Origin of the sequence: Mycobacterium kansasii ATCC 12478, from assembly GCF_000157895.3 — a bacterium.
In the GTDB taxonomy this organism is placed as follows: Bacteria; Actinomycetota; Actinomycetes; order Mycobacteriales; family Mycobacteriaceae; genus Mycobacterium; species Mycobacterium kansasii.
Genome location: NC_022663.1, coordinates 3,948,777 through 3,968,551, shown reverse-complemented (window position 1 = coordinate 3,968,551; position 19,775 = coordinate 3,948,777). Strand labels below are relative to the sequence as shown.

General features: G+C 68.4%; 20 protein-coding genes and 1 pseudogene. 12 read left to right on the top strand and 9 right to left on the bottom strand.

Going from position 1 to position 19,775, the window contains the following annotated elements; genetic code table 11:
• The first annotated feature begins 53 nt into the window (after positions 1–53).
• From MKAN_RS17265 to MKAN_RS17255, 3 genes are all read left to right on the top strand, one after another.
• Entirely contained in the window at positions 54–1,781 is a 1,728-nt protein-coding gene (locus tag MKAN_RS17265) for an N-acyl-D-amino-acid deacylase family protein (protein WP_023370316.1), read from the top strand.
• 95 nt (positions 1,782–1,876) lie between these two features.
• The gene (locus tag MKAN_RS17260; RefSeq protein WP_023370314.1) at positions 1,877–3,334 is read left to right on the top strand and encodes a PPE family protein; all 1,458 of its coding nucleotides are present in this window, start codon (positions 1,877–1,879) and stop codon (positions 3,332–3,334) included.
• Positions 3,335–3,394: 60 nt separating this feature from the next.
• Positions 3,395–3,790 carry a hypothetical protein gene (locus tag MKAN_RS17255; protein ID WP_023370312.1) on the top strand — a complete coding sequence of 132 codons (396 nt, stop codon included), beginning with the start codon at positions 3,395–3,397 and terminating at the stop codon, positions 3,788–3,790.
• 151 nt (positions 3,791–3,941) lie between these two features.
• Here the strand turns inward: MKAN_RS17255 and groL are convergent, their stop codons facing one another.
• A complete protein-coding gene (gene groL, locus MKAN_RS17250; protein WP_023370310.1) occupies positions 3,942–5,564 on the bottom strand; it encodes a chaperonin GroEL in 1,623 nt (540 codons plus the stop codon).
• A 313-nt stretch (positions 5,565–5,877) separates the two neighbouring features.
• Between groL and MKAN_RS17245 the strand changes: the two genes are divergently transcribed.
• Complete coding sequence (locus tag MKAN_RS17245) at positions 5,878–6,372, top strand: cupin domain-containing protein (protein WP_023370308.1); 495 nt, start codon at positions 5,878–5,880, stop codon at positions 6,370–6,372.
• On the opposite strand, the gene MKAN_RS17240 is transcribed toward MKAN_RS17245, so the two are convergent.
• Positions 6,357–7,796 (bottom strand): flavin-containing monooxygenase, encoded by a 1,440-nt coding sequence (locus MKAN_RS17240; RefSeq protein ID WP_023370306.1) that lies wholly within the window; start codon positions 7,794–7,796, stop codon positions 6,357–6,359. The two genes, MKAN_RS17245 and MKAN_RS17240, sit on opposite strands and share 16 nt — an antisense overlap.
• Positions 7,787–8,266 carry a VOC family protein gene (locus MKAN_RS17235; RefSeq protein WP_023370304.1) on the bottom strand — a complete coding sequence of 160 codons (480 nt, stop codon included), beginning with the start codon at positions 8,264–8,266 and terminating at the stop codon, positions 7,787–7,789. The genes MKAN_RS17240 and MKAN_RS17235 overlap by 10 nt, the downstream gene beginning before the upstream one ends.
• Positions 8,267–8,334: 68 nt before the next feature.
• Between MKAN_RS17235 and MKAN_RS17230 the strand changes: the two genes are divergently transcribed.
• The 8 genes and pseudogenes from MKAN_RS17230 (at position 8,335) to MKAN_RS17195 (ending at position 15,666) form a co-directional block, all read left to right on the top strand.
• Entirely contained in the window at positions 8,335–9,285 is a 951-nt protein-coding gene (locus MKAN_RS17230; RefSeq protein WP_023370302.1) for an SDR family NAD(P)-dependent oxidoreductase, read from the top strand.
• 17 nt (positions 9,286–9,302) lie between these two features.
• A complete protein-coding gene (moeA, locus tag MKAN_RS17225; protein ID WP_023370300.1) occupies positions 9,303–10,508 on the top strand; it encodes a molybdopterin molybdotransferase MoeA in 1,206 nt (401 codons plus the stop codon).
• A gap of 301 nt (positions 10,509–10,809) precedes the next feature.
• Positions 10,810–11,059, top strand: a pseudogene (locus MKAN_RS29790) (molybdopterin molybdotransferase MoeA); the annotation flags it as partial.
• 120 nt (positions 11,060–11,179) lie between these two features.
• Positions 11,180–11,875, top strand: coding sequence for a phosphatidylserine decarboxylase (locus MKAN_RS17215; RefSeq protein WP_023370294.1), 696 nt, complete (start codon positions 11,180–11,182; stop codon positions 11,873–11,875).
• Positions 11,872–12,732, top strand: coding sequence for a CDP-diacylglycerol--serine O-phosphatidyltransferase (gene pssA / locus MKAN_RS17210; protein ID WP_023370292.1), 861 nt, complete (start codon positions 11,872–11,874; stop codon positions 12,730–12,732). Before MKAN_RS17215 ends, pssA begins: the two co-directional genes overlap by 4 nt.
• Positions 12,729–14,933, top strand: coding sequence for an AAA family ATPase (locus MKAN_RS17205; RefSeq protein ID WP_023370290.1), 2,205 nt, complete (start codon positions 12,729–12,731; stop codon positions 14,931–14,933). Before pssA ends, MKAN_RS17205 begins: the two co-directional genes overlap by 4 nt.
• A 44-nt stretch (positions 14,934–14,977) precedes the next feature.
• Positions 14,978–15,238 (top strand): ribbon-helix-helix domain-containing protein, encoded by a 261-nt coding sequence (locus tag MKAN_RS17200; RefSeq protein WP_036394775.1) that lies wholly within the window; start codon positions 14,978–14,980, stop codon positions 15,236–15,238.
• Positions 15,235–15,666, top strand: a complete 432-nt coding sequence (locus tag MKAN_RS17195) for a type II toxin-antitoxin system VapC family toxin (protein WP_023370286.1) — start codon at positions 15,235–15,237, stop codon at positions 15,664–15,666. The genes MKAN_RS17200 and MKAN_RS17195 overlap by 4 nt, the downstream gene beginning before the upstream one ends.
• Positions 15,667–15,674: 8 nt before the next feature.
• On the opposite strand, the gene MKAN_RS17190 is transcribed toward MKAN_RS17195, so the two are convergent.
• The 6 genes from MKAN_RS17190 to MKAN_RS17165 form a co-directional block, all read right to left on the bottom strand.
• Positions 15,675–16,322: an LON peptidase substrate-binding domain-containing protein gene (locus MKAN_RS17190; RefSeq protein WP_023370284.1), complete on the bottom strand. Its 648-nt coding sequence runs from the start codon at positions 16,320–16,322 to the stop codon at positions 15,675–15,677.
• A gap of 196 nt (positions 16,323–16,518) precedes the next feature.
• The gene (locus tag MKAN_RS30600) at positions 16,519–16,758 is read right to left on the bottom strand and encodes a hypothetical protein (RefSeq protein WP_155254706.1); all 240 of its coding nucleotides are present in this window, start codon (positions 16,756–16,758) and stop codon (positions 16,519–16,521) included.
• 71 nt (positions 16,759–16,829) lie between these two features.
• Positions 16,830–17,231: a hypothetical protein gene (locus tag MKAN_RS30595; RefSeq protein ID WP_103797769.1), complete on the bottom strand. Its 402-nt coding sequence runs from the start codon at positions 17,229–17,231 to the stop codon at positions 16,830–16,832.
• 82 nt (positions 17,232–17,313) lie between these two features.
• Positions 17,314–18,477, bottom strand: coding sequence for a glutamate--cysteine ligase (locus MKAN_RS17175; protein ID WP_103797770.1), 1,164 nt, complete (start codon positions 18,475–18,477; stop codon positions 17,314–17,316).
• Positions 18,458–19,174 (bottom strand): superoxide dismutase[Cu-Zn], encoded by a 717-nt coding sequence (gene sodC, locus MKAN_RS17170; RefSeq protein ID WP_023370276.1) that lies wholly within the window; start codon positions 19,172–19,174, stop codon positions 18,458–18,460. The genes MKAN_RS17175 and sodC overlap by 20 nt, the downstream gene beginning before the upstream one ends.
• Positions 19,175–19,292: 118 nt before the next feature.
• Positions 19,293–19,763 (bottom strand): LytR C-terminal domain-containing protein, encoded by a 471-nt coding sequence (locus MKAN_RS17165; protein ID WP_036394685.1) that lies wholly within the window; start codon positions 19,761–19,763, stop codon positions 19,293–19,295.
• Positions 19,764–19,775: the final 12 nt, after the last annotated feature.

The following is a 19,775-nucleotide window of genomic DNA, read 5'->3' as shown; positions in this document are numbered from 1 at the left end:
ACGGGCGGAGACGGCCATGGCACCACCCGCCGTCGCGGTCGTAGATTAATTAGATGACCTACGACCTGCTCATCCGCAACGGCACCATCGTCGACGGGCTCGGCGGCGAGCCGTACGTCGGCGACGTCGCGGTGCGAGACGGCGTCATCAAGGGTGTTGGTGTTGTCAACGGCGGCACCGCCAAGAGAGAGATCGACGCGACCGGTCTGCTGGTCACCCCGGGTTTCGTCGACCTGCATACCCACTACGACGGCCAGGCCATCTGGTCCGACCGGCTGACACCGTCGTCGGCGCACGGAGTGACCACGGTGGTGATGGGCAACTGCGGGGTCGGCTTCGCGCCCTGCCGCCAGGAGGACCACGACGTGCTTGTCGACGTGATGGCCGGCGTGGAGGACATTCCCGGCGTGGTCATGACCGACGGCCTGCCGTGGACCTGGGAAACGTTTCCCGACTACCTGAACGCGCTCGAGGCGGGCAGGCGTGATATCGATGTGGCCGTCTACCTGCCGCATTCTCCGTTGCGGGTTTACGTGATGGGCCAGCGCGGCGCCGACCGCGAACCGGCCACCCCGCAAGACCTGGCCGCGATGCGGGCGCTGGCCAAGGAGGCGATCGAGGCCGGCGCGCTGGGGTTTGCGTCGTCGCGGCTGACCATCCACAAGACCGAGAGCGGGTCACCGATTCCCAGCTATGACGCCGCGCGGGAGGAGATCGAGGAGATCGCGCGGGGTGTGGTGGACGGCGGCGGCGGGCTGCTGCAGTTCGTGCCCGACATTCCGGCCGGCGGCTATCAGCCGGTATTGCAGATGGTGTTCGACGTCGCCGAGGATGTCGGGCTGCCGGTGACCTTCACCCTGGTGGTCGCCAACGTGGGTGACCCGACGTGGCCCGACGCCATCACGATGATCGAGAAGGCCAACGGGGCTGGTGGAGACATCACCGCGCAGCTGCTGCCCCGCCCGATCGGGCTGATCATCGGGCTGCAACTGTCCGCCAACCCGTTCGTGCTGTACCCGAGCTACCGCGAGATCATGCACCTGCCGCTGGCCGAGCGGGTAGCCGAGATGCGCAAACCCGACGTCCGCGCCCGCATCCTGGCCGACAAGCCCGGCGTGGGGCATCCGATCCTGTATGTGGCCCAGGCCTGGGACTGGATCTTCCCGCTGGGCGACAACCCCGATTACGAGCCGGACCCGTCGGGCAGCATCGGGGCCCGCGCCCGGGCCCGGGGGGTGAACCCGATGGAGGAGGCATACGACCGGCTGCTCGACGACGACGGTCGCGCCATGCTGCTGGTCGCCACGAGCAACCTGGAGAACAACTCGCTGGACACCGTCGGCAAACTGCTGCACCGCGACGACGTGGTGCTCGGCCTCGGCGACGGCGGCGCCCATTACGGCATGATCTGCGACGCCAGCTACTCGACGTACTTCTTGGCGCACTGGGCGCGCGACCGGGCGTCCGGGCGGTTCACGGTGGCCGAGGCCGTGCGCGAACTCACCTCGGTACCGGCCCGGGTGGCCGGGCTGGCCGACCGCGGACGCATCGCCGTCGGCTACAAGGCCGACCTCAATGTCATCGACCACGACGCGCTGCGGCTGCACAAGCCGGTCATCCGATACGACCTGCCGGCCGGCGGACGGCGCCTGGACCAGACCGCCGAGGGCTACGTCGCAACCGTCGTCTCGGGCGAGGTGATCGCCGAGAACGGGGTGCCCACCGCCGCGCGACCCGGCAAGCTGGTCCGCGGACGGCGGTCCGCTCCGGTCCCCGCCTGAGCACTTAGGGGGTTCCTGTGCACGGGGTATGGGATATGGAGTTTTCCTGCGCCGATATGGCCACCTCGAGGGGCTCGGACGGGTAGTTTGGGCTGGTGACAAACCCGCATTTCGCGTGGTTGCCGCCAGAGATCAATTCGGCACTGATGTTCGCCGGTCCCGGCGCGGGACCGCTCCTTGCCGCGGCCGGGGCCTGGAGCGGCCTGGCCGAGGAATTGGCGTCGTCGATGTCGTCGTTCAGCTCGGTGGTCGCCGAGCTGACCAACGGCTCTTGGCTGGGTCCGTCGTCGGCGGCGATGATGGCCGTCGCGACCCAATACATGGCGTGGCTCAGCGCGGCCGCAACCCAGGCCGAGCAAGTCGCGGCTCAGGCCGCGGCCACGGCGACGGCTTTCGAGGCGGCGCTGGCGGCCACGGTGCAGCCCGCAGTAGTCGCGGCCAACCGTGGCCTGATGCAGGTACTGGCGGCCACGAACTGGTTGGGGTTCAACACCCCGGCCATCATGGACATCGAGGCCGCCTATGAGCAGATGTGGGCGATGGATGTGGTTGCGATGGCGACATACCACGCCGACGCCTCCGCGGCCGCCTCGCTGTTGGCGCCCTGGCAACAGGTGCTGCGCAACCTCGGCATCGACATCGGCAAGAACGGCGCGATCAACCTCGGCTTCGGCAACACCGGCAGCGGAAACATCGGTATCGGCAACACCGGCAGCGGCAACCTGGGCATCGGCAACACCGGCAGCAGCAACATCGGCGGCGGCAACACCGGCAACAACAACGTCGGCATGGGCAACCTGGGCAACAGCAACCTCGGCATCGGCAGCACCGGCAATCATGACGTCGGTGTTGGGCTGACCGGCAATAACAAATTCGGTTTCGGCGGCCTCAATTCCGGCAGCGGCAACATCGGCTTCGGCAACTCCGGCACCGGCAACGTCGGCTTCTTCAACTCCGGCAACGGAAACCTGGGAATCGGCAACTCAGGCCTGCTCAATAACGGGCTTGGGAACTCGGGAAACATCAACACCGGCTTCGGCAACGTCGGCGGCATGAGCGCGGGCCTGTGGCCGTCGGTGATGCAAAACAACCTGCCGGGCTCGGCCGGCTTGGACGCGGGGTTGGCCAATTCCGCGAGCTATGCAACCGGTGGCACGGCAACCTTGAGCTCGAGCATCCTCAGCTCGGCCCTCGGTCAGACAGGCGCCCTGCACCCGGGTCTGGCAAACGCGCTCAACCCGGCCCCGGCCACGCCCCCGGCCGCTACGCCGATCACCCCTCCTGCCGGAGTCGACTCCAGCGCGAACACCGGCAACGCCAATGCCGGCACCGGCTCCCCGGCCAATGCCGGACCGCGCGGCGCGGGCAGCGGGTACACCAGTTTCTACAACTCGGGCAACAACGATCCCGGTTTGCGCAACACCACTGTTCGCGAGCCGGTCAGCGGCGCTCCGGTCCTTCCCGGGTCGGGCATCCCCAAGTCGACCTTCTACCCCAGCCGCGAACCGGCCGACCCCGGCACCGGCATCAAACTGCCGGTTCGCTCGGACTAGCCCCGACTAGCATCGGCAGCGCACGTCGGCCCGTCCGTACCGGCGCCTATCCTCGACTGCATGGGCGCCAAAAAGGTAGACCTCACTCGGCTGGCCGCCGCCTTGGCCGACTATCCATTCGCCTACCTGATCACCGTCGATGACGACTACCGCGCGCACACCGTGACCGTCGAGCCGGTACTTCGCGGGGCAGTCCTCGACGTGGGGCTGATCGGCGGAGGGACCCGCAAGAACCTGGCGCAGCGCCGCGACGTGACGCTGCTGTGGCCCCCGCGTGAGCCGGGCGGCTATTCGCTGATTGTTGACGGCAGCGCCGAAGTAGCAGGAGCCGGTGAGGAGACCGTCCGTTTGGGGGTCGTGCCCACCCGCGCGCTGCTGCACCGCGAGGCCGACCCCGACTCCCCCGCGGCGGCCAAGGGATGCCGCCACGACTGCGTGGTGTTCTCGGCGCCGTAGCGTGCCTTGCGCGCGCGTCCAGACTGCGGCCATTGCGTCGAAACTGCGGTGAGCGTCTATGTTGCCGCGGTCCTATGGCCGTGTACGCAGTCTCGGCGCGCGAAAAAGCCCGGCCCCATGACAGGGACCGGGCTCTTTCGTGTAGGGCGGACTAGAAGTCCATGCCTCCCATGTCGCCGCCACCGGGCATGGCAGCCTTTTCCTTCTCCGGCTTGTCGGCGACCACGGCCTCGGTGGTCAGGAACAGCCCCGCGATGGACGCCGCGTTTTGCAGCGCCGAACGGGTCACCTTGACCGGGTCGGCAACGCCGGCCTTGAGCAGGTCCTCGTACACGCCGGTCGCGGCGTTGAGGCCGTGCCCCGCGGGCAGGTTACGCACCTTCTCCGCGACCACGCCGGGCTCCAGACCCGAGTTGAACGCGATCTGCTTGAGCGGAGCCTCCAGCGCCACTTTGACGATGTTGGCCCCGGTGGCCTCGTCGCCATCGAGCTTGAGCTCGTCCAGCGTGGGCGCGGCCTGCAGCAGCGTCACACCGCCGCCGGCGACGATGCCCTCCTCGACGGCCGCCTTGGCGTTGCGCACCGCGTCCTCGATGCGGTGCTTGCGCTCCTTGAGCTCCACCTCGGTGGCGGCACCGGCCTTGATCACCGCAACACCGCCGGCCAGCTTGGCCAGACGCTCCTGCAACTTCTCGCGGTCGTAGTCGGAGTCGCTGTTCTCGATCTCGGCGCGGATCTGCGCCACCCGCCCGGCAATGGCGTCGCTGTCGCCGGCGCCCTCGACGATGGTGGTCTCGTCCTTGGTGACGACGACCTTGCGAGCCTTACCGAGCAGGCTCAGGTCGGCGTTCTCCAGGGTGAGGCCGACCTCCTCGCTGATCACCTGACCACCGGTGAGGATCGCCATGTCCTGCAGCATCGCCTTGCGGCGGTCACCGAAGCCGGGCGCCTTGACCGCCACCGACTTGAAGGTGCCGCGGATCTTGTTGACGACCAGGGTGGACAGCGCCTCGCCCTCGACGTCCTCGGCGATGATCAGCAGCGGCTTGCCGGCCTGGATGACCTTCTCCAGCAGCGGCAGCAGGTCCTTGACCGTCGATACCTTCGAGCTGACCAGCAGGATGTAGGGGTCCTCCAGAACCGCTTCCTGACGCTCGGCGTCGGTGACGAAGTAGCCGGAGATGTAACCCTTGTCGAACCGCATGCCCTCGGTGAGCTCGAGTTGCAGGCCGAAGGTGTTGGACTCCTCGACGGTGATGACACCCTCGTTGCCGACCTTGTCCATCGCCTCGGCGATCAGGTCGCCGATCGACTGGTCGCCGGCGGAGATGGCCGCGGTCGCCGCGATCTGCTCCTTGGTCTCGACCTCCTTGGCGCCCTTGAGCAGCGTCTCGGTGACCTTCTCGACGGCCTTCTCGATGCCGCGCTTGAGGCCCAGCGGGTTGGCGCCGGCCGCGACGTTGCGCAGGCCCTCTTTGACCAGCGCCTGCGCAAGCACGGTGGCCGTGGTGGTGCCGTCGCCAGCGACGTCGTCGGTCTTCTTGGCGACTTCCTTGACCAGCTCGGCGCCGATCTTCTCGTACGGGTCCTCCAGTTCGATCTCCTTGGCGATGGAAACCCCATCGTTGGTGATCGTGGGGGCGCCCCACTTCTTCTCCAGGACGACGTTGCGGCCCTTGGGTCCCAACGTCACCTTTACCGCGTCGGCGAGGGCATTCAGGCCCCGCTCGAGGCCGCGACGGGCCTCTTCGTCGTACGCAATTGTCTTGGCCATTGCGAAGTGATTCCTCCGGATTGGGAATGAAACTGGGGCCGCCGGGTGACGACAACCCCGTTACTTACGCTGGCCGGGCGCAGTGCCCGCGACGGACGATCACAGCGCGTGCTGGACCTCACCGTCCCGACCTAGCACTCGCCGGTGGAGAGTGCCAACGTCATTCTTAGCACTCGCCCCTGCCGAGTGCAAGGAACGGGTCGGTGATCGATGCGCGGCGCGTCCCGCCATGAATGGAACGCCACGGCGAATTCCCGGGCAGATTTTCGCCGTGGCGTTACGCTCGACGACTCGGCGCGGGCAAGCTAGCGATATGTCGCTCGTACTGCCCTCGTATCCCCCGCCGCGGTACACCGGCGACAATGGGGAAGTCAGTGCCCGGCTCACGCGCTCCGACGTACCGCCCGATCTCGCGTTCGGCGGCACCACCTACCGCTACCTGGCCACCAAGGAGTCCACTGACGGCGATTTCGGCCTCTACCGGGTTGACATCGCGCCCGCCGGCGGTGGCCCCGGTCCGCATTTCCACAAGACGATGTCGGAGTCGTTCTTCGTGCTGTCGGGATCGATGCGCATGCACGACGGACGGGACTGGGTCGACGCGTCCGCCGGCGACTACCTCTATGTACCGCCCGGCGGCGTTCACGGCTTCCGCAACGAGTCTCAAGAGCCGGCGTCGATCCTGATCCTGTTCACCCCGGGTGCACCCCGCGAAGGCTATTTCGAAGGGCTGCCCGGCCTGGCCGACATGACCGACGAGCAACGCCGCGAGTTCTTCATCGGTCACGACAACTATTGGATCCAGTAGTCGCCGGGCACCAAGGCCCGGGTGCGCTCGAAGAACGTCCGCCCGCTGTAGGGCAGCTGGGTGACGACCTTTCCGCTGGGATGACGGAAGTAGTTCGTACAGGCGAGCCACACCTTGCCCTCCATGGCGGCCTGGATCTCGTCGTTGTAGCGGCGCTGTGCGTCGGGCGTCACCTCGACGGTGCGCGCGCCCCGACCAACCATCACGTCGAGGACGTGACGGACGAACGTCGTCTGTGCCTCGTGGATGTAGATGATCGAGTTGACCCCGTTGGTGTTGGGGCCATACAGCATGTAGAAATTCGGATATCCGGTGACCAGCGTGCCCAGATACGCCTCCGCGCCGTCGCGCCAGTCCTCGCGGAGCCGGCGGCGGCCGGTCCCGTACACGTCGATGCTGGCCAGGTAGTCGGCGGCCTTGAACCCGGTGCCGTAGATGACGGTGTCGACGCGATGCTCGACGCCATCCACGGTGCGCACGCCGTAGTCTGTCAGCTCGGCGATGGCGGTCGTTTCCAGGCTGACGTTCGGCAGCGAAAACGTCGGGTACCAGTCGCGCGACATCAGTGGCCGCTTACAGCCGACCGGGTAATCCGGCGTCAGCTTGGCGCGCAGCTCGGGGTCGGCCACCTTGCGCAGCAGGTAGCTGCGGGCCAGTTCGGTCGCCTCCCGGGTCTGCGCCGCATCGACGTCGAAGCTGGACGACTCGTAGGAATCGAAGGCCTCGTCGCGCAACTGCCGGGCGGCAGCGGGGTCGCGCTCGAACAGGTCCTGCTGCTCGGCGGTGAACGGGATGTCGAATCGCGGCGAAATCCAGATCGGGGTCCGCTGGAACACCGTCAGATGCGCGGTCTGCGGGGCGATCGCCGGAACGTATTGGATTGCGCTGGCGCCGGTGCCGATGGACGCCACCCGCTCCCCCGCCGTCGACTTACCGTGGTCCCAGCGCGCCGAATGGAACTGCCGACCGCGAAACCGCCGGGCGCCCGGGATGTCGGGAATGTTGGGCACGTCGAGCATCCCGACGGCACTGACCACGACGTCGAATTCATGCTGGCGGCCGCCGTCGGTGTGCAGCGTCCAGCGCCGCCGGCTATCCGACCACCGGGCCGTGGTGACCGCGGTGCCGGGCTGCAGGTGGCCGGTGAGCCGGTGCTCGGCGGCGACCTTCTCCAGATACGCCAGGATCTCCGGCTGGTTGGCATACGTCTTGCTCCAGCGCGGGTTGGGCGCGAACGAATAGGAGTACAGGTGTGAGGGCACATCACAGGCGGCTCCGGGGAACGTGTTGTGCCGCCAGGTGCCACCGAAGCCGTCGGCGCGTTCGAAGATGGTGAAGTCGTAACCGCCGTCGGCGAGCTGGATGCCCATCGCGATACCGCCGGCTCCGGCTCCGATCACCGCGACCCGCGGCTTCAGTCCCATTGCGCGAAATAGGGTCGTTCCGGCCGGCTTTTCTCCACGAGGATGAACACCACGCCCCACGGGTCGGCGAACCAGGTGGTGCGCACCCGCGCCACCTCCGCGATGCCGTCGACCAGGAAACGCACCCCTTTGCTTTCCAGCTCGGCGCGGGTGGCGTCGAGGTCGTCGCAGATCAACCCGACGTGCGTCAGGCCGTGATCGCTCAGCGCCGCTGCGGCCCGTTGACCGCAACCGTCGACGTTGAGGTATTCGATGACCTCGAGGACTCGGTCGCCGTCACCCCCGAATCCCACGATGGCCGCCTTCATCGTCGGGTCGGACACCAGCTCACCCATGTCGTCGCGAATGGCGTTACCGGCCATGACGAACGGCGGCGAGAGCACTTCCAGGCCTAATACGTCCCGATAGAACGCGACTGCGGCAGCGCAGTCCGGTACGCACACTCCGGTGTGAGCCAACCCGGTAATCACGTTCTCAACTTTACCCAGGTGGCGACGCGTCGCGATGGGCGCCGTCGGCGTGAGTATCTTTGGGCCCCATGACCTCTGACGTCTCGAAGAACGCCACTGAGAACCGCAAGTGGTCGCGGGCCGACATTCCCGACCAGAGCGGCCGCGTGGTCGTCGTCACGGGCGCCAACACCGGCCTCGGCTACCACACCGCTGCGGTGCTGGCATTCCGCGGCGCGCACGTGGTGCTGGCGGTGCGCAGCCCCGAGAAGGGCAACTCCGCCCTGGCCCGCATCGTCGCAGCCAAACCACAAGCCGACATCACGCTGCAGGAACTCGACCTGAGCTCGCTGGATTCGGTGCGCGCCGCCGCCGAAGCGCTGCGCTCGACTTACCCCCGCATCGACCTGCTGATCAACAACGCCGGGGTGATGTGGACACCGAAGCAGACCACCAAGGACGGCTTCGAGATGCAGTTCGGCACCAACCACCTCGGTCACTTCGCGCTGACCGGCCTGCTGCTCGACCGGCTGCTGCCGGTGCGCGGTTCGCGGGTCGTGACGGTCAGCAGCCTGGGCCACCGGATTCGCGCCGCCATCCACTTCGACGACCTGCAGTGGGAACGCGGGTACGACCGGATCGCCGCCTACGGCCAGTCCAAACTGGCCAACCTGCTGTTCACCTACGAGCTGCAGCGCCGCCTGGCGGCAGATCCGGACGCCGCCACCATCGCCGTGGCCGCCCACCCGGGCGGCTCCAACACCGAATTGGCCCGCCACCTGCCACGGATTGTGCGGCCGCTGTCGAACATCCTCGGCCCGGTGCTGTTCCAAAGCGCGGAGATGGGTGCGTTGCCGACGTTGCGGGCCGCCACCGATCCGTCGGTGGCGGGTGGGCAGTACTACGGCCCCGACGGTTTCCTCGAGCAACGTGGCCACCCGAAGCTGGTGCAGTCCAGCCCGGCGTCCCATGACGAAGAGCTGCAACGCCGGCTGTGGGCGGTCTCCGAGGAACTCACCGGCGTCCGCTTTCCGGTGTAGCGGACCATAATGGCCGGGTGCGCTCAGTTGAAGAACACCAGCGGGTCGTTACCGGGATGGTCCAGCCGCGAGCGGCGGCCACGGTCGCGCTGAGCGAGGCCCAGGGCTTGGTCCTGGCCGGCGACGTGGTCGCGCGGCTGTCGCTGCCGGTGTTCGACAACTCGGCGATGGACGGGTACGCCGTTCGCTCCGAGGACACCGCGAGCGCGACGGACGAGCATCCGGTGCTGCTGCCGGTGGCCGAGGACATCCCCGCCGGGCGCACCGACGAATTGCGGCTGGCACGCGGCACCGCGCACCGCATTATGACCGGCGCGCCGATGCCGTCCGGCGCCACGGCCGTCGTGCCGGTCGAAGCCACCGACGGCGGCGTGCAGACGGTAGGGATCCGGCAACCCGCCGCGCCCGGTAAGCACATCCGGCGGGCCGGTGAAGACGTCGCCGCCGGCACCACCGTGCTGCACGCCGGCCAACCGGTGACGCCGGCCGCGCTGGGTTTGGCCGCGGCACTGGGCCTGGCCGAGCTGACCGTGATCCCGCGCCAGCGGGTGCTGGTGGTTTCCACCGGGTCGGAGCTGGTGCCGCCGGGCAGCCCGCTGCAACCGGGGCAGATCTATGAGTCGAACTCGATCATGCTGGCCGCCGCGGTCCGCGACGCGGGAGCCGTCGTGGCGGCCACCGAAACCGCCGGCGACGACGTCGCGCAGTTCGCCGAGATCATCGAGCGCTGCGCCGGCGATGCCGATCTGATCATCACCAGCGGCGGTGTCAGCGCCGGAGCTTACGAGGTGGTCAAGGACGCCTTCGGCCGTGACGGCGACCAGGGCGTGGAGTTCGTCAAGGTGGCGATGCAGCCGGGAATGCCGCAGGGCGTCGGGCGGGTGGCGGGCACGCCGATCGTCACGCTGCCCGGCAACCCGGTCAGCGCGCTCGTGTCCTTCGAAGTGTTCATCCGCCCGGCGTTGCGCAACGCCATGGGCCTGCCCGACCCGTTCCGGCCGCGACGGACCGCGATGCTCACCGAATCGGTGACCTCGCCGCGCGGCAAACGGCAGTTCCGGCGGGCGGTGCTGGATGCCGGCAGCGGGCAGGTCACCAGTTACGGGCCGCCGGCATCGCACCATTTGCGCTGGCTGGCCTCGGCCAACGCGCTGCTGGACATACCGGAGGACGTCGTGGAGGTGTTCGCCGGAACCGAGGTCGAGGTCTGGGATCTGTCCTGATCTCAGTCGACGGGTTGCTCGGCGTCGGCGGCGGGGGCGGCAACGGCGCCGCCGGCGGGTCCGGCGGCAGGTTTGGCGCCGCGGGCGGGCTGACCGGCGCCGGCGGCAGCGGCGGCACCGGCGGCGCCGGCGGTCTATTGGACGGCAAGACGGGACCAACGGGTAGTAGGACAGCCCGTTCAGCCGGAGCACCGCTGCGCCGTCTTCGCGCATGGAGCCCGCCGGATCTCCGAGCTGAGCGTGGGCGCCCCTGCAATTGCGCTATCGCGCGTCAGCATTTTTCTTGTGCGACGCCCACGTCGGGGACACCCCGTTGCGGCAGCACCCGGTGCTGTTGCCGGTCGCCGAAGACATTCCCGCCGGCCGTACCGACGACGTGGCGCTGGCGCCGGGCACGGCGCGCCGGTGAAGATGTCGCCGCAGGTGCCCCGGTGTTGCATGCGGGTCAGCGGGTGGCGTCGGCGGCCTTGGGTTTGGTCGCGGCACTGGGATTGGCTGAGCTGAGCGTGGTTCCGCGCCGGCGGGTGTTGGTGGTGTCCACCGGCTCGGAGCGGCATCGGCGGGCCGGCGGCAGCGGCAGCTTCCCTGCCGGTGCCGGCGGGGACTTACACCCCGAGCACACCATTCGACATGCGCTCACCAGTGGCCGCGACTCTCCGTAAGATAACCGCGTGGCACGACGCCCCCGCCCCGACGGCCCCCAGCACTTGCTAGCCCTGGTGCGCTCCACGGTTCCACCGGTCCACCCCGCTGGCTTCCCGTTCATCGCGGCTGGGCTGGCCACCGCTGCCGTCGGGCACAACCGCCGGTGGCTGCGCCGGGCCGGCCTGCTGGCCGCGGGCGCGTGTGCGGGGTTTTTCCGGCACCCTCCCCGGGTGCCACCCACCAGGCCCGGCGCCATCGTCGCGCCGGCCGACGGCGTCATCTGCGTGATCGACTCCGCGGCCCCGCCCGCCGAACTCAGCATGGGCGCCGAACCCCGGCCCCGGGTCAGCATCTTCTTGTCGATTTTCGACGCCCACGTGCAGCGGTCGCCGGTGAGCGGCGAGGTGGTCGCCGTGCAACACCGGCCCGGTCGCTTCGGATCCGCCGACCTACCCTCGGCCAGCGTCGACAACGAACGCACCAGTGTGCGGATCCGTACGCCCGGCGGCGCCGAGGTGGTCGCCGTCCAGATCGCCGGGCTGGTGGCACGCCGCATCGTGTGCGACGCACATGTCGGGGACAAGCTGTCGATCGGTGACACCTACGGCCTGATCCGGTTCGGCTCGCGGTTGGACACCTACCTGCCGCCCGGCGCGGAACCCGTGGTCAGAGTGGGCCAGCGGGCGATCGCCGGCGAGACTGTACTGGCCGAACTGCCATGACCACCAAGCCTCGGATCAGACGTGGGGTGAACCTGCATCTGTTGCCCAGCGCGATGACGGTGCTGTCCATCTGCGCGGGCTTGACCTCGATCAAGTTTGCCCTCGACCACAAGCCGATACCCGCGATGGCGCTGATCGCCGTGGCCGCCATCCTCGACGCCCTGGACGGCCGGGTGGCCCGGATCCTGGACGTCCAGTCGCGGATGGGCGCCGAAATCGACTCGCTGGCCGATGCCGTCAACTTCGGCGTGACACCCGCCCTGGTGGTGTACGTGACGATGCTGTCGAAGTGGCCGGTCGGCTGGATGGTGGTGCTGCTGTACGCCGTGTGCGTCGTGTTACGGCTGGCGCGCTACAACGCTCAGCTAGACGACGGCACCTTGCCCCCCTACGCGAAGGAATTCTTCGTCGGGATGCCCGCGCCGGCGGGCGCGGTGTCCATGATCGGTCTGATCGGCCTCAAACTGCAGTTCGGCGAGGGCTGGTGGACGTCGGTGTATTTCCTGGCCTTCTGGATCACGGGCACATCGCTGCTGATGGTCAGCGCGATTCCGATGAAGAAGATTCACACCGTCGCGGTGCCGCCCAACCTGGCCGCCCCGCTGCTGGCGGTGCTGGCGATCGTGGCGGCCGCCGCGGTCCTGGCGCCCTACATCCTGATCTGGGTCATCATCATCTCCTACGTGTGCCACATCCCGTTCGCGGTGCGCAGCAAACGCTGGCTTGCCGAACATCCCGAGGTGTGGGGCGAAAAGCCCAAGCAACGACGTGCCGCCCGGCGCGCGATCCGCCGAGCACAGCCGCACCGGCGGTCGATGGCGCGGCTGGGGCTGCGTAAGCCGGGCGGGCGGTTGTGACGCGTCCCGGTGATCCGGTCCGGACTCGCCCCCTCGGGGCCCCGCAACTGACGCTGACCGCCCGGCTGAACACCTCGGCCGTCGACTCGCGCCGCGGTGTGGTGCGGTTGCACCCCAGCGCCATTGCCGCCCTGGGCATCCGGGAGTGGGATGCGGTGTCGCTGACCGGGTCCCGGACGACCGCGGCGGTGGCGGGCATGGCCGGTCCGCAGGTCCCGGTCGGCACCATCCTGCTGGACGACGTCACCCTGTCCAACGCGGGCGTACGGGAGGGCACCGCGGTGCTCGTCAACGCGGTCACCGTCTACGGCGCACGGACGGTGACGTTGAGCGGCTCGACGCTGGCCTCTCAGTCGATTTCGCCGCTCACCCTGCGCCAGGCGCTGCTCGGCAAGGTGCTCACCGTCGGCGACGCCGTGTCGCTGCTGCCCCGCGACCTGGGTCCCGGCACCTCGACGTCGGCGGCAACCCGGGCGTTGGCAGCGTCGGTCGGGATCAGCTGGACCTCGGAGCTGTTGACGGTGACCGGCGTCGATCCCGAAGGACCGGTCAGCGTGCAGCCGAACTCCCTGGTCACCTGGGGCGCCGGTGTACCCTACCGGGCGTCGACGGCCGCGGAGAAGGCCAGCATCGCCACCCCGGAGATCCAGGTCGAGGAGCTCAAGGGCACCCAGCCGCAGGCGGCCAAGCTCACCGAATGGCTCAAGCTTGCCCTCGACGAACCCCACCTGCTCAAGACCTTGGGGGCGGGCGCCAACCTGGGGGTGCTGGTGTCGGGTCCGGCCGGCGTCGGCAAGGTGACGCTGGTGCGCGCGGTATGTGCCGGCCGCAGGCTGGTGGAGCTGGACGGCCCGGAGATCGGCGCGCTGGCTGCCGAAGACCGGCTCGAGGCTGTCACCGCTGCCGTGCAGGCAGTCACGGCGGTGCGTGACGGCGGCGGGGTGCTGCTGATCATCGACGTCGACGCCTTGCTGCCGGCAACCGCCGAACCGGTGGCCTCGCTGATCCTGGCCGAGTTGCGCACCGCGGTGGCCACCGACGGCGTGGCCGTGATCGCCACCACCGCCAGGCCCGACCAGATCGATGCCCGGCTGCGCGCGCCCGAGCTGCTGGACCGAGAACTCGGCCTGCCACTGCCCGACGCCGGCACCCGAAGGGCGTTGCTGGAAGCGCTGCTCAAGCACGTCCCCGCCGGTGACCTTGATCTCGACGAAATTGCCAGCCGCACACCGGGTTTCGTCGTTGCCGATTTGGCGGCGCTGCTGCGTGAGGCGGCACTGCGGGCGGCCTCGCGGGCCAGCGCGGACGGTCAGTCACCGAAACTGAACCAGGACGACCTCGTCGGGGCGCTGAGCGTCATCCGGCCGCTGTCGCGCTCGGCCAGCGAAGAGGTGGCCGTCGGCAGCATCACGCTCGACGACGTCGGCGACATGGCGGAGGCCAAGCAGGCGCTGACCGAGTCGGTGTTGTGGCCGTTGCAGCACCCGGACACCTTCGCCCGGTTGGGTGTCGACCCGCCCCGCGGGGTGTTGCTCTACGGCCCGCCCGGGTGCGGCAAGACGTTCGTGGTGCGTGCGCTGGCCAGTACCGGGCAGCTGAGCGTGCACGCGGTCAAGGGCTCCGAGCTGATGGACAAATGGGTGGGCTCGTCGGAAAAGGCGGTGCGCGAGTTGTTTCGGCGCGCCCGCGACTCCGCGCCGTCCCTGGTGTTTCTCGACGAGGTCGACGCGCTGGCACCCCGGCGGGGCCAAAGCTTCGATTCCGGGGTCAGCGACCGGGTGGTGGCGGCGCTGCTGACCGAGCTCGACGGCATCAACCCGCTGCGCGACGTCGTCGTGCTGGGTGCCACCAACCGGCCCGACCTCGTCGACCCGGCCCTGCTGCGCCCGGGGCGGCTGGAGCGCCTGGTGTTCGTGGAACCCCCCGACGCGGCGGCGCGCCGCGAAATTCTGCGCACCGCCGGCAAGTCGGTCCCGCTCGCCGCGGACGTCGACCTGGACGAGGTGGCCGCCGGGCTCGACGGGTACAGCGCCGCCGACTGCGTGGCCCTGCTGCGGGAGGCCGCGCTGACCGCGATGCGGCGTTCGATCGATGCCGCCGACGTCACCGCCGCCGACCTGGCGGCGGCCCGCGAAACCGTGCGCCCCTCACTGGATCCGCTGCAGGTAGCGGCATTGCGCAGCTTTACCGAGGGCCGGTAGCCAGCATCTTGACGCGCGCCTCCATGGGCATCATGATGCTTGGCATGCGCACCACTTTGACGCTCGACGACGACGTCGTTCGCCTGATCGAAGAGGCTGTTCATCGCGAACGCCGCCCCATGAAGCACGTCATCAACGACGCGCTGCGCAAAGCGTTGGCGCAGCCGATGGAACGCCGGACGCCGTATCAGTTGAAGCCGCATCGCTCGGCAGTGCGGCCGGGATTCGATTTTGCCGGGTTCAACCGGCTGGCCGACGAGATGGAAGACCAAGCGATCCTGGACCAGAAGCGACCGACCCTGTGATCATCCCCGACGTCAATCTGCTGCTGTACGCGGTCATCACGGGCTTCCCACAGCATCGGCGCGCGTACGCCTGGTGGCACGACACCGTCAACAGCCAAGAGCGCATCGGGCTGACATACCCGGCCGTTTTCGGCTTTTTGCGTATCGTGACCAACGCACGCATCCTCACCGAGCCCCTGTCTGCGACCGAAGCAGTCGCATATGTGCGTGACTGGCTTACGCAGCCGAACGTGGACCTTCTTATCCCGTCTGCCCGCCATCTGGATCTGGCATTGGGGTTGCTTGAGCAGCTCGGCACGGCCAGCAACCTGACCACCGACGTCCAACTGGCCGCCTACGCGATCGAGCACAACGCCGAGATGCATTCCAGCGACGCTGATTTCGCCCGATTCGCCGGTCTCGCGTGGACCAACCCACTTGACCGATAACCGGCACGCTATTCGGACAGCTGGAACTCCACTATCGCGGCCACCGCGTCGACGGCCTCATTCAGCGCTGCCAGCCGGGCTGCTGCCGACGGCGCCGACAGTACCGCGTAGCGATCAGCAGTACCCATCGGAATCCGGGATGCCAACGCATACAGACGTTGCCCTGCTTCGGAGTCGGCACGGCCGTAGCCCAGCAGTTCGTCGCGACCCGGCAACTGCGCACCACGGGTCGAGGCGATCCGCTCGAACAACGCCATCACCCGATCCTCGAGTTGGAGCAATTGCGCTTCGGTCACCGGTTCTCCGGGTTCGTCGGGCCAGCTCTGCGCGATCGCCCGCGGGTAGGGATCGTCGGGCAGCCACTCGGCCACCCGAATGCGTTCGCCGGTGCGGCAACGCAACAGGTATCGGCCGAGGCCGAGCTCGGCGCATTCCTCGATATTGGCCAATGTCCCTACATCACAACGTGTTTCACCGCCACCGACCTCACGTCCGCGCGAGATCAGCACGACTCCGAACGGATCGCCGCTGCCGGTGCAGTGCCGCACCAACGCGGTGTACCGCGGCTCGAAGATGCGCAACGGCAGGTCCTGGCCGGGCAGTAGCGCCGTCTCGAGCGGAAACATGGGCAGCTCCACCGGTGCGAAAGGCGCCATCAGCTAAACCTAAGGCCACAGAGCCGGGAGTTGATAGCTCGATCCTTAACGGCAGAAATGGCGGCCGAAGCGGCGGACGGGACCGGCTGCCCGCAACGGGATCTCGATGCGGACTACCCGGCGGGGTCGGCGGCGGTGGCGCAGCTCAAAATCGGGCAGTTGCGCGCGGTCGGTGTTGCTGCGGGGCGTTGGCTGTTCATCCGTGCACGCCGGGGTTGCCGTCGGGGCCGTCGGTGCCGGGCAGACCGTCGGCACCGGGGTTGCCGTTTTGCGTCGTCCCGGTGCCAGCGGCACCGCCGGCGCCGCCGCCGCCACCAATACCACCGGCGCCGCCGCCACCAATACCACCGGCACCGCCGTTACCGGCCAACAGACCACCGTGCCCCCCGTCACCGCCCACACCACCGGCTCCACCGCTGCCACCGGCCACCCCCACGCCATCAGCACCATCACCCCCAGCGCCGCCGCCACGGCTAAATGCGGTATCAAAACCGGTGTGCTGCCCCTTTATGGTGAGGCCACCCGAGCGGCCGCCGGAGCCTCCGGAACTGCCCGCAGCCACTCCGTCAGAACCGAAACCTCCAGCCCCGCCGCCGGCGGCGCCTCCCCCGTGAACAATTGAGTGTTCGCATCGACTGTGCTGTTGCCGCCGTTGCCGCCGGCCCCGCCGGCAACAGCCACACCCCCAACACCATCACGACCGCCGATGGCTGTACCTTGGCCGGAGCCGACGGTGAGTTCGGCATTGCCGCCGTTGCCGCCGGTGCCGCCACTGGGGGTCGCGGTGCTGCCGGTCCCGCCGGGATCGCCAACACCACCCGCCTGGAAGCCGCTTCCTGACACATTTTTGCCGTCCGCGCCGGTGCCGGCTGGTTGTGCCGCAGCCTTTTTGAGGGCGCGGTCGGACAAGATCGATATCGCGGCGACGGCAGGTGATGAACGTACTGCGTGCGCAGTACCGGGGAGTGTCGGACCCCTCTCAAACAGGTTCTTAGATGTCGAGCTCGGCAACCAGCGCATCGACGACGGCGCGCAGGTCGCCGTCGTGGTCCTCGGCCACCCGCCGCTGCCGCTGGTACGAAGCGCCGACGCGGGGGATCTCGGCCACCGCGGCCAGCTCGTCGGCGCAATTCAGCGACTTGGCGACCGGCTCCAGCCGGGTCAGCAGGTCGTTGAGGTCCTCGGTGACCAGCCGCTCGTTACTGTCGGCGTCCAAGATGATCACCGCGTCCAGGCCGTAGCGGGCGGCACGCCACTTGTTTTCCTGGACATGCCAGGGAGGCATGGTGGGCAGCGTCTCACCGGCGTCGAGCCGGCGGTCCAGGTCGACCACCAGGCAGTGGGTGAAGGCGACCAGCGCGCCGAGCTCACGCAAGTTGGAGATGCCGTCGCACACCCGTATCTCGATGGTGCCGAGATGCGGCGAAGGCCTTATATCCCAACGGATTTCGTCCATGTGGTCGATGATGCCGGTCTTCTTCTGGTCATAGACGAAGCCTTCGAACTCGGCCCAGGTCTGGAACTGGAACGGCAACCCGGCGGTGGGCAGCTGCTGAAACATCATCGCCCGGTTGCTGGCGTAGCCGGTGTCCTCACCGCCCCACCAGGGTGAGGACGCCGACAGCGCCAGCAGATGCGGATAATAGTTGAGCAGCGACGAGATGATCGGCATCACCTTGTTGGCCGACGAGATCCCGACGTGGACGTGCACGCCCCAGATCAGCATCTGGCGGCCCCACCATTGGGTGCGTTTGATCAGCTCGGCGTAGCGCGGCGCGTCGGTGAGCTTCTGGGTGGACCACCGCGCGAACGGGTGGGTGCCGGCGCAGAACAGCTCCATGCCGCGGTCCCGGACGATCCGGCGCGCGGAGCCCAGGGTGTCACGCAGATCGTCCATCGCCTCAGCGGCACATTCACAGATGCCGCTGACCACCTCGACAGTGTTGCGCAGCAATTCCTTGTGGACGCGCGGGTTTTCGCCGATCTCGGCGATGACCGCGGTGGCTTCGTTGCTCAGATCTCGGGTCTGCGCGTCGACGAGCGCGAACTCCCATTCCACACCGACGGTCGGCCGGGGCGAGGGGGCGAAATCGATACGGACATCACCTTTTTTGGGTGTCCTGTTGACCGGCGAGCTAGCCGGAACCGATGACACCGCACGCCACCCGCTTGCCGGCGTCACCGGTGGTCAACGTGGTCTGATCAGGACCCGGTGTCCCGTTGGCCTGGTTGTAGCGGTCCGCTGGGATGTTGGCGAAGTTGTCCGCACCGGCGTGAATGATGATCGCGGTTTTTTCACCGCTCACCAGGTCGTCCATGGTGAAGGCATCGGTGGTGGTCACCAGCGTGCCGCTGCCGTCGCCACGCACCTGCAGCGACGTCAAGTCACCACTGGATTGTCCGGCCTTGGCACGCCCGGGCACCTGGAAGTGCCCGCCGGCGGACAGGAAGTCGCCGGGAGCCCCGCCGGACGGGGCGACCGAATTGGGCTCGCACTTGCCCGCCTGGTGAATGTGCACGCCGTGGAAACCGGGGGTGAGGTGCCCGGTGCCCGTGGTGACGATGGTGACGGTCGCGAATCCGTTGCCGAACTCGAACTTCGCGGTCGCAACCTCGGTACCGTCGGGTGCCCGCAGCTGGGTGGTCAAGCCCTGTGCGCCGGGCACTCCCTCCTGATGGCCGTTGCCCTCCGACGGCGCGGGTGATCCGGTCCAGATCGACGGCGTGGTACCCGGTGTCGTGGAGGCGTGTTGCGGCGACGAGCACGCGCTTACCAGAGCGACGCAAGCGGCCGCGGACAGGGCGGACAGGGTGGCGGCTACGACGGGGCGGTGACCGGCGGGCATAGACATAGCGGAGAGCCTAGCCTGGCGCCCGAGCGGGTCGACACGACCCGCTCGGAAGCCCGGCAAATAGACCTAGCCTGGCGCCCGAGCGGGTCGACACGACCCGCCCGAGTGACCTGTGGGCTCAACCCGTGACGAGGACGATGACGCCGGGCGGCTGGTCGGCGAGTTCGGCGATGCGCCGCTCGACGGGCGCTCCCAGTTTCTGTCCCACCGCATCCGCGGTGGCCCGCTCCCCCTCGGCGTCGCCGTAGTAAACGGTGGTGGCGGAGACATCCGACACCACGAGGTTTGTGACCTCGGTCACTTTGAAGCCGGCCGCTTTGAGTTGGTCCGCGGTACGTCCGGCGACTCCTTCTTTGCCGGAGATGTTGTATACCCGCACCTCGGCCTGGTTCGCCGGGGTTTTGGTGCTGGTCGAGGTGGGCGCCGTGGTGGTCGTCATGCTGGTCACCGGCGACGAGTCGTCGTCGGATTTCCCGGACGAACCCAGCGCTTGCCAGCCCAGCAGCAGGAAGATGACGCCCAAGAACAGCAGCACCATCACCATGGCCCGAAGGGGAAGCCCCGTGGAGTCGGGGACGCGCTCGTTCATCGAGCCCACTGT

What these genes read in the sequence shown, in the direction of transcription:
- MKAN_RS17200 (WP_036394775.1), top strand. Translation starts at nt 14,978, where the DNA reads ATGCGCACCACTTTGACGCTCGACGACGACGTCGTTCGCCTGATCGAA.
- MKAN_RS17165 (WP_036394685.1), bottom strand. Translation starts at nt 19,763, where the DNA reads ATGAACGAGCGCGTCCCCGACTCCACGGGGCTTCCCCTTCGGGCCATG.
- MKAN_RS17255 (WP_023370312.1), top strand. Translation starts at nt 3,395, where the DNA reads ATGGGCGCCAAAAAGGTAGACCTCACTCGGCTGGCCGCCGCCTTGGCC.
- groL (WP_023370310.1), bottom strand. Translation starts at nt 5,564, where the DNA reads ATGGCCAAGACAATTGCGTACGACGAAGAGGCCCGTCGCGGCCTCGAG.
- pssA (WP_023370292.1), top strand. Translation starts at nt 11,872, where the DNA reads ATGACCACCAAGCCTCGGATCAGACGTGGGGTGAACCTGCATCTGTTG.
- MKAN_RS17240 (WP_023370306.1), bottom strand. Translation starts at nt 7,796, where the DNA reads ATGGGACTGAAGCCGCGGGTCGCGGTGATCGGAGCCGGAGCCGGCGGT.
- MKAN_RS17245 (WP_023370308.1), top strand. Translation starts at nt 5,878, where the DNA reads ATGTCGCTCGTACTGCCCTCGTATCCCCCGCCGCGGTACACCGGCGAC.
- MKAN_RS17265 (WP_023370316.1), top strand. Translation starts at nt 54, where the DNA reads ATGACCTACGACCTGCTCATCCGCAACGGCACCATCGTCGACGGGCTC.
- MKAN_RS17230 (WP_023370302.1), top strand. Translation starts at nt 8,335, where the DNA reads ATGACCTCTGACGTCTCGAAGAACGCCACTGAGAACCGCAAGTGGTCG.
- MKAN_RS17190 (WP_023370284.1), bottom strand. Translation starts at nt 16,322, where the DNA reads ATGGCGCCTTTCGCACCGGTGGAGCTGCCCATGTTTCCGCTCGAGACG.
- sodC (WP_023370276.1), bottom strand. Translation starts at nt 19,174, where the DNA reads ATGTCTATGCCCGCCGGTCACCGCCCCGTCGTAGCCGCCACCCTGTCC.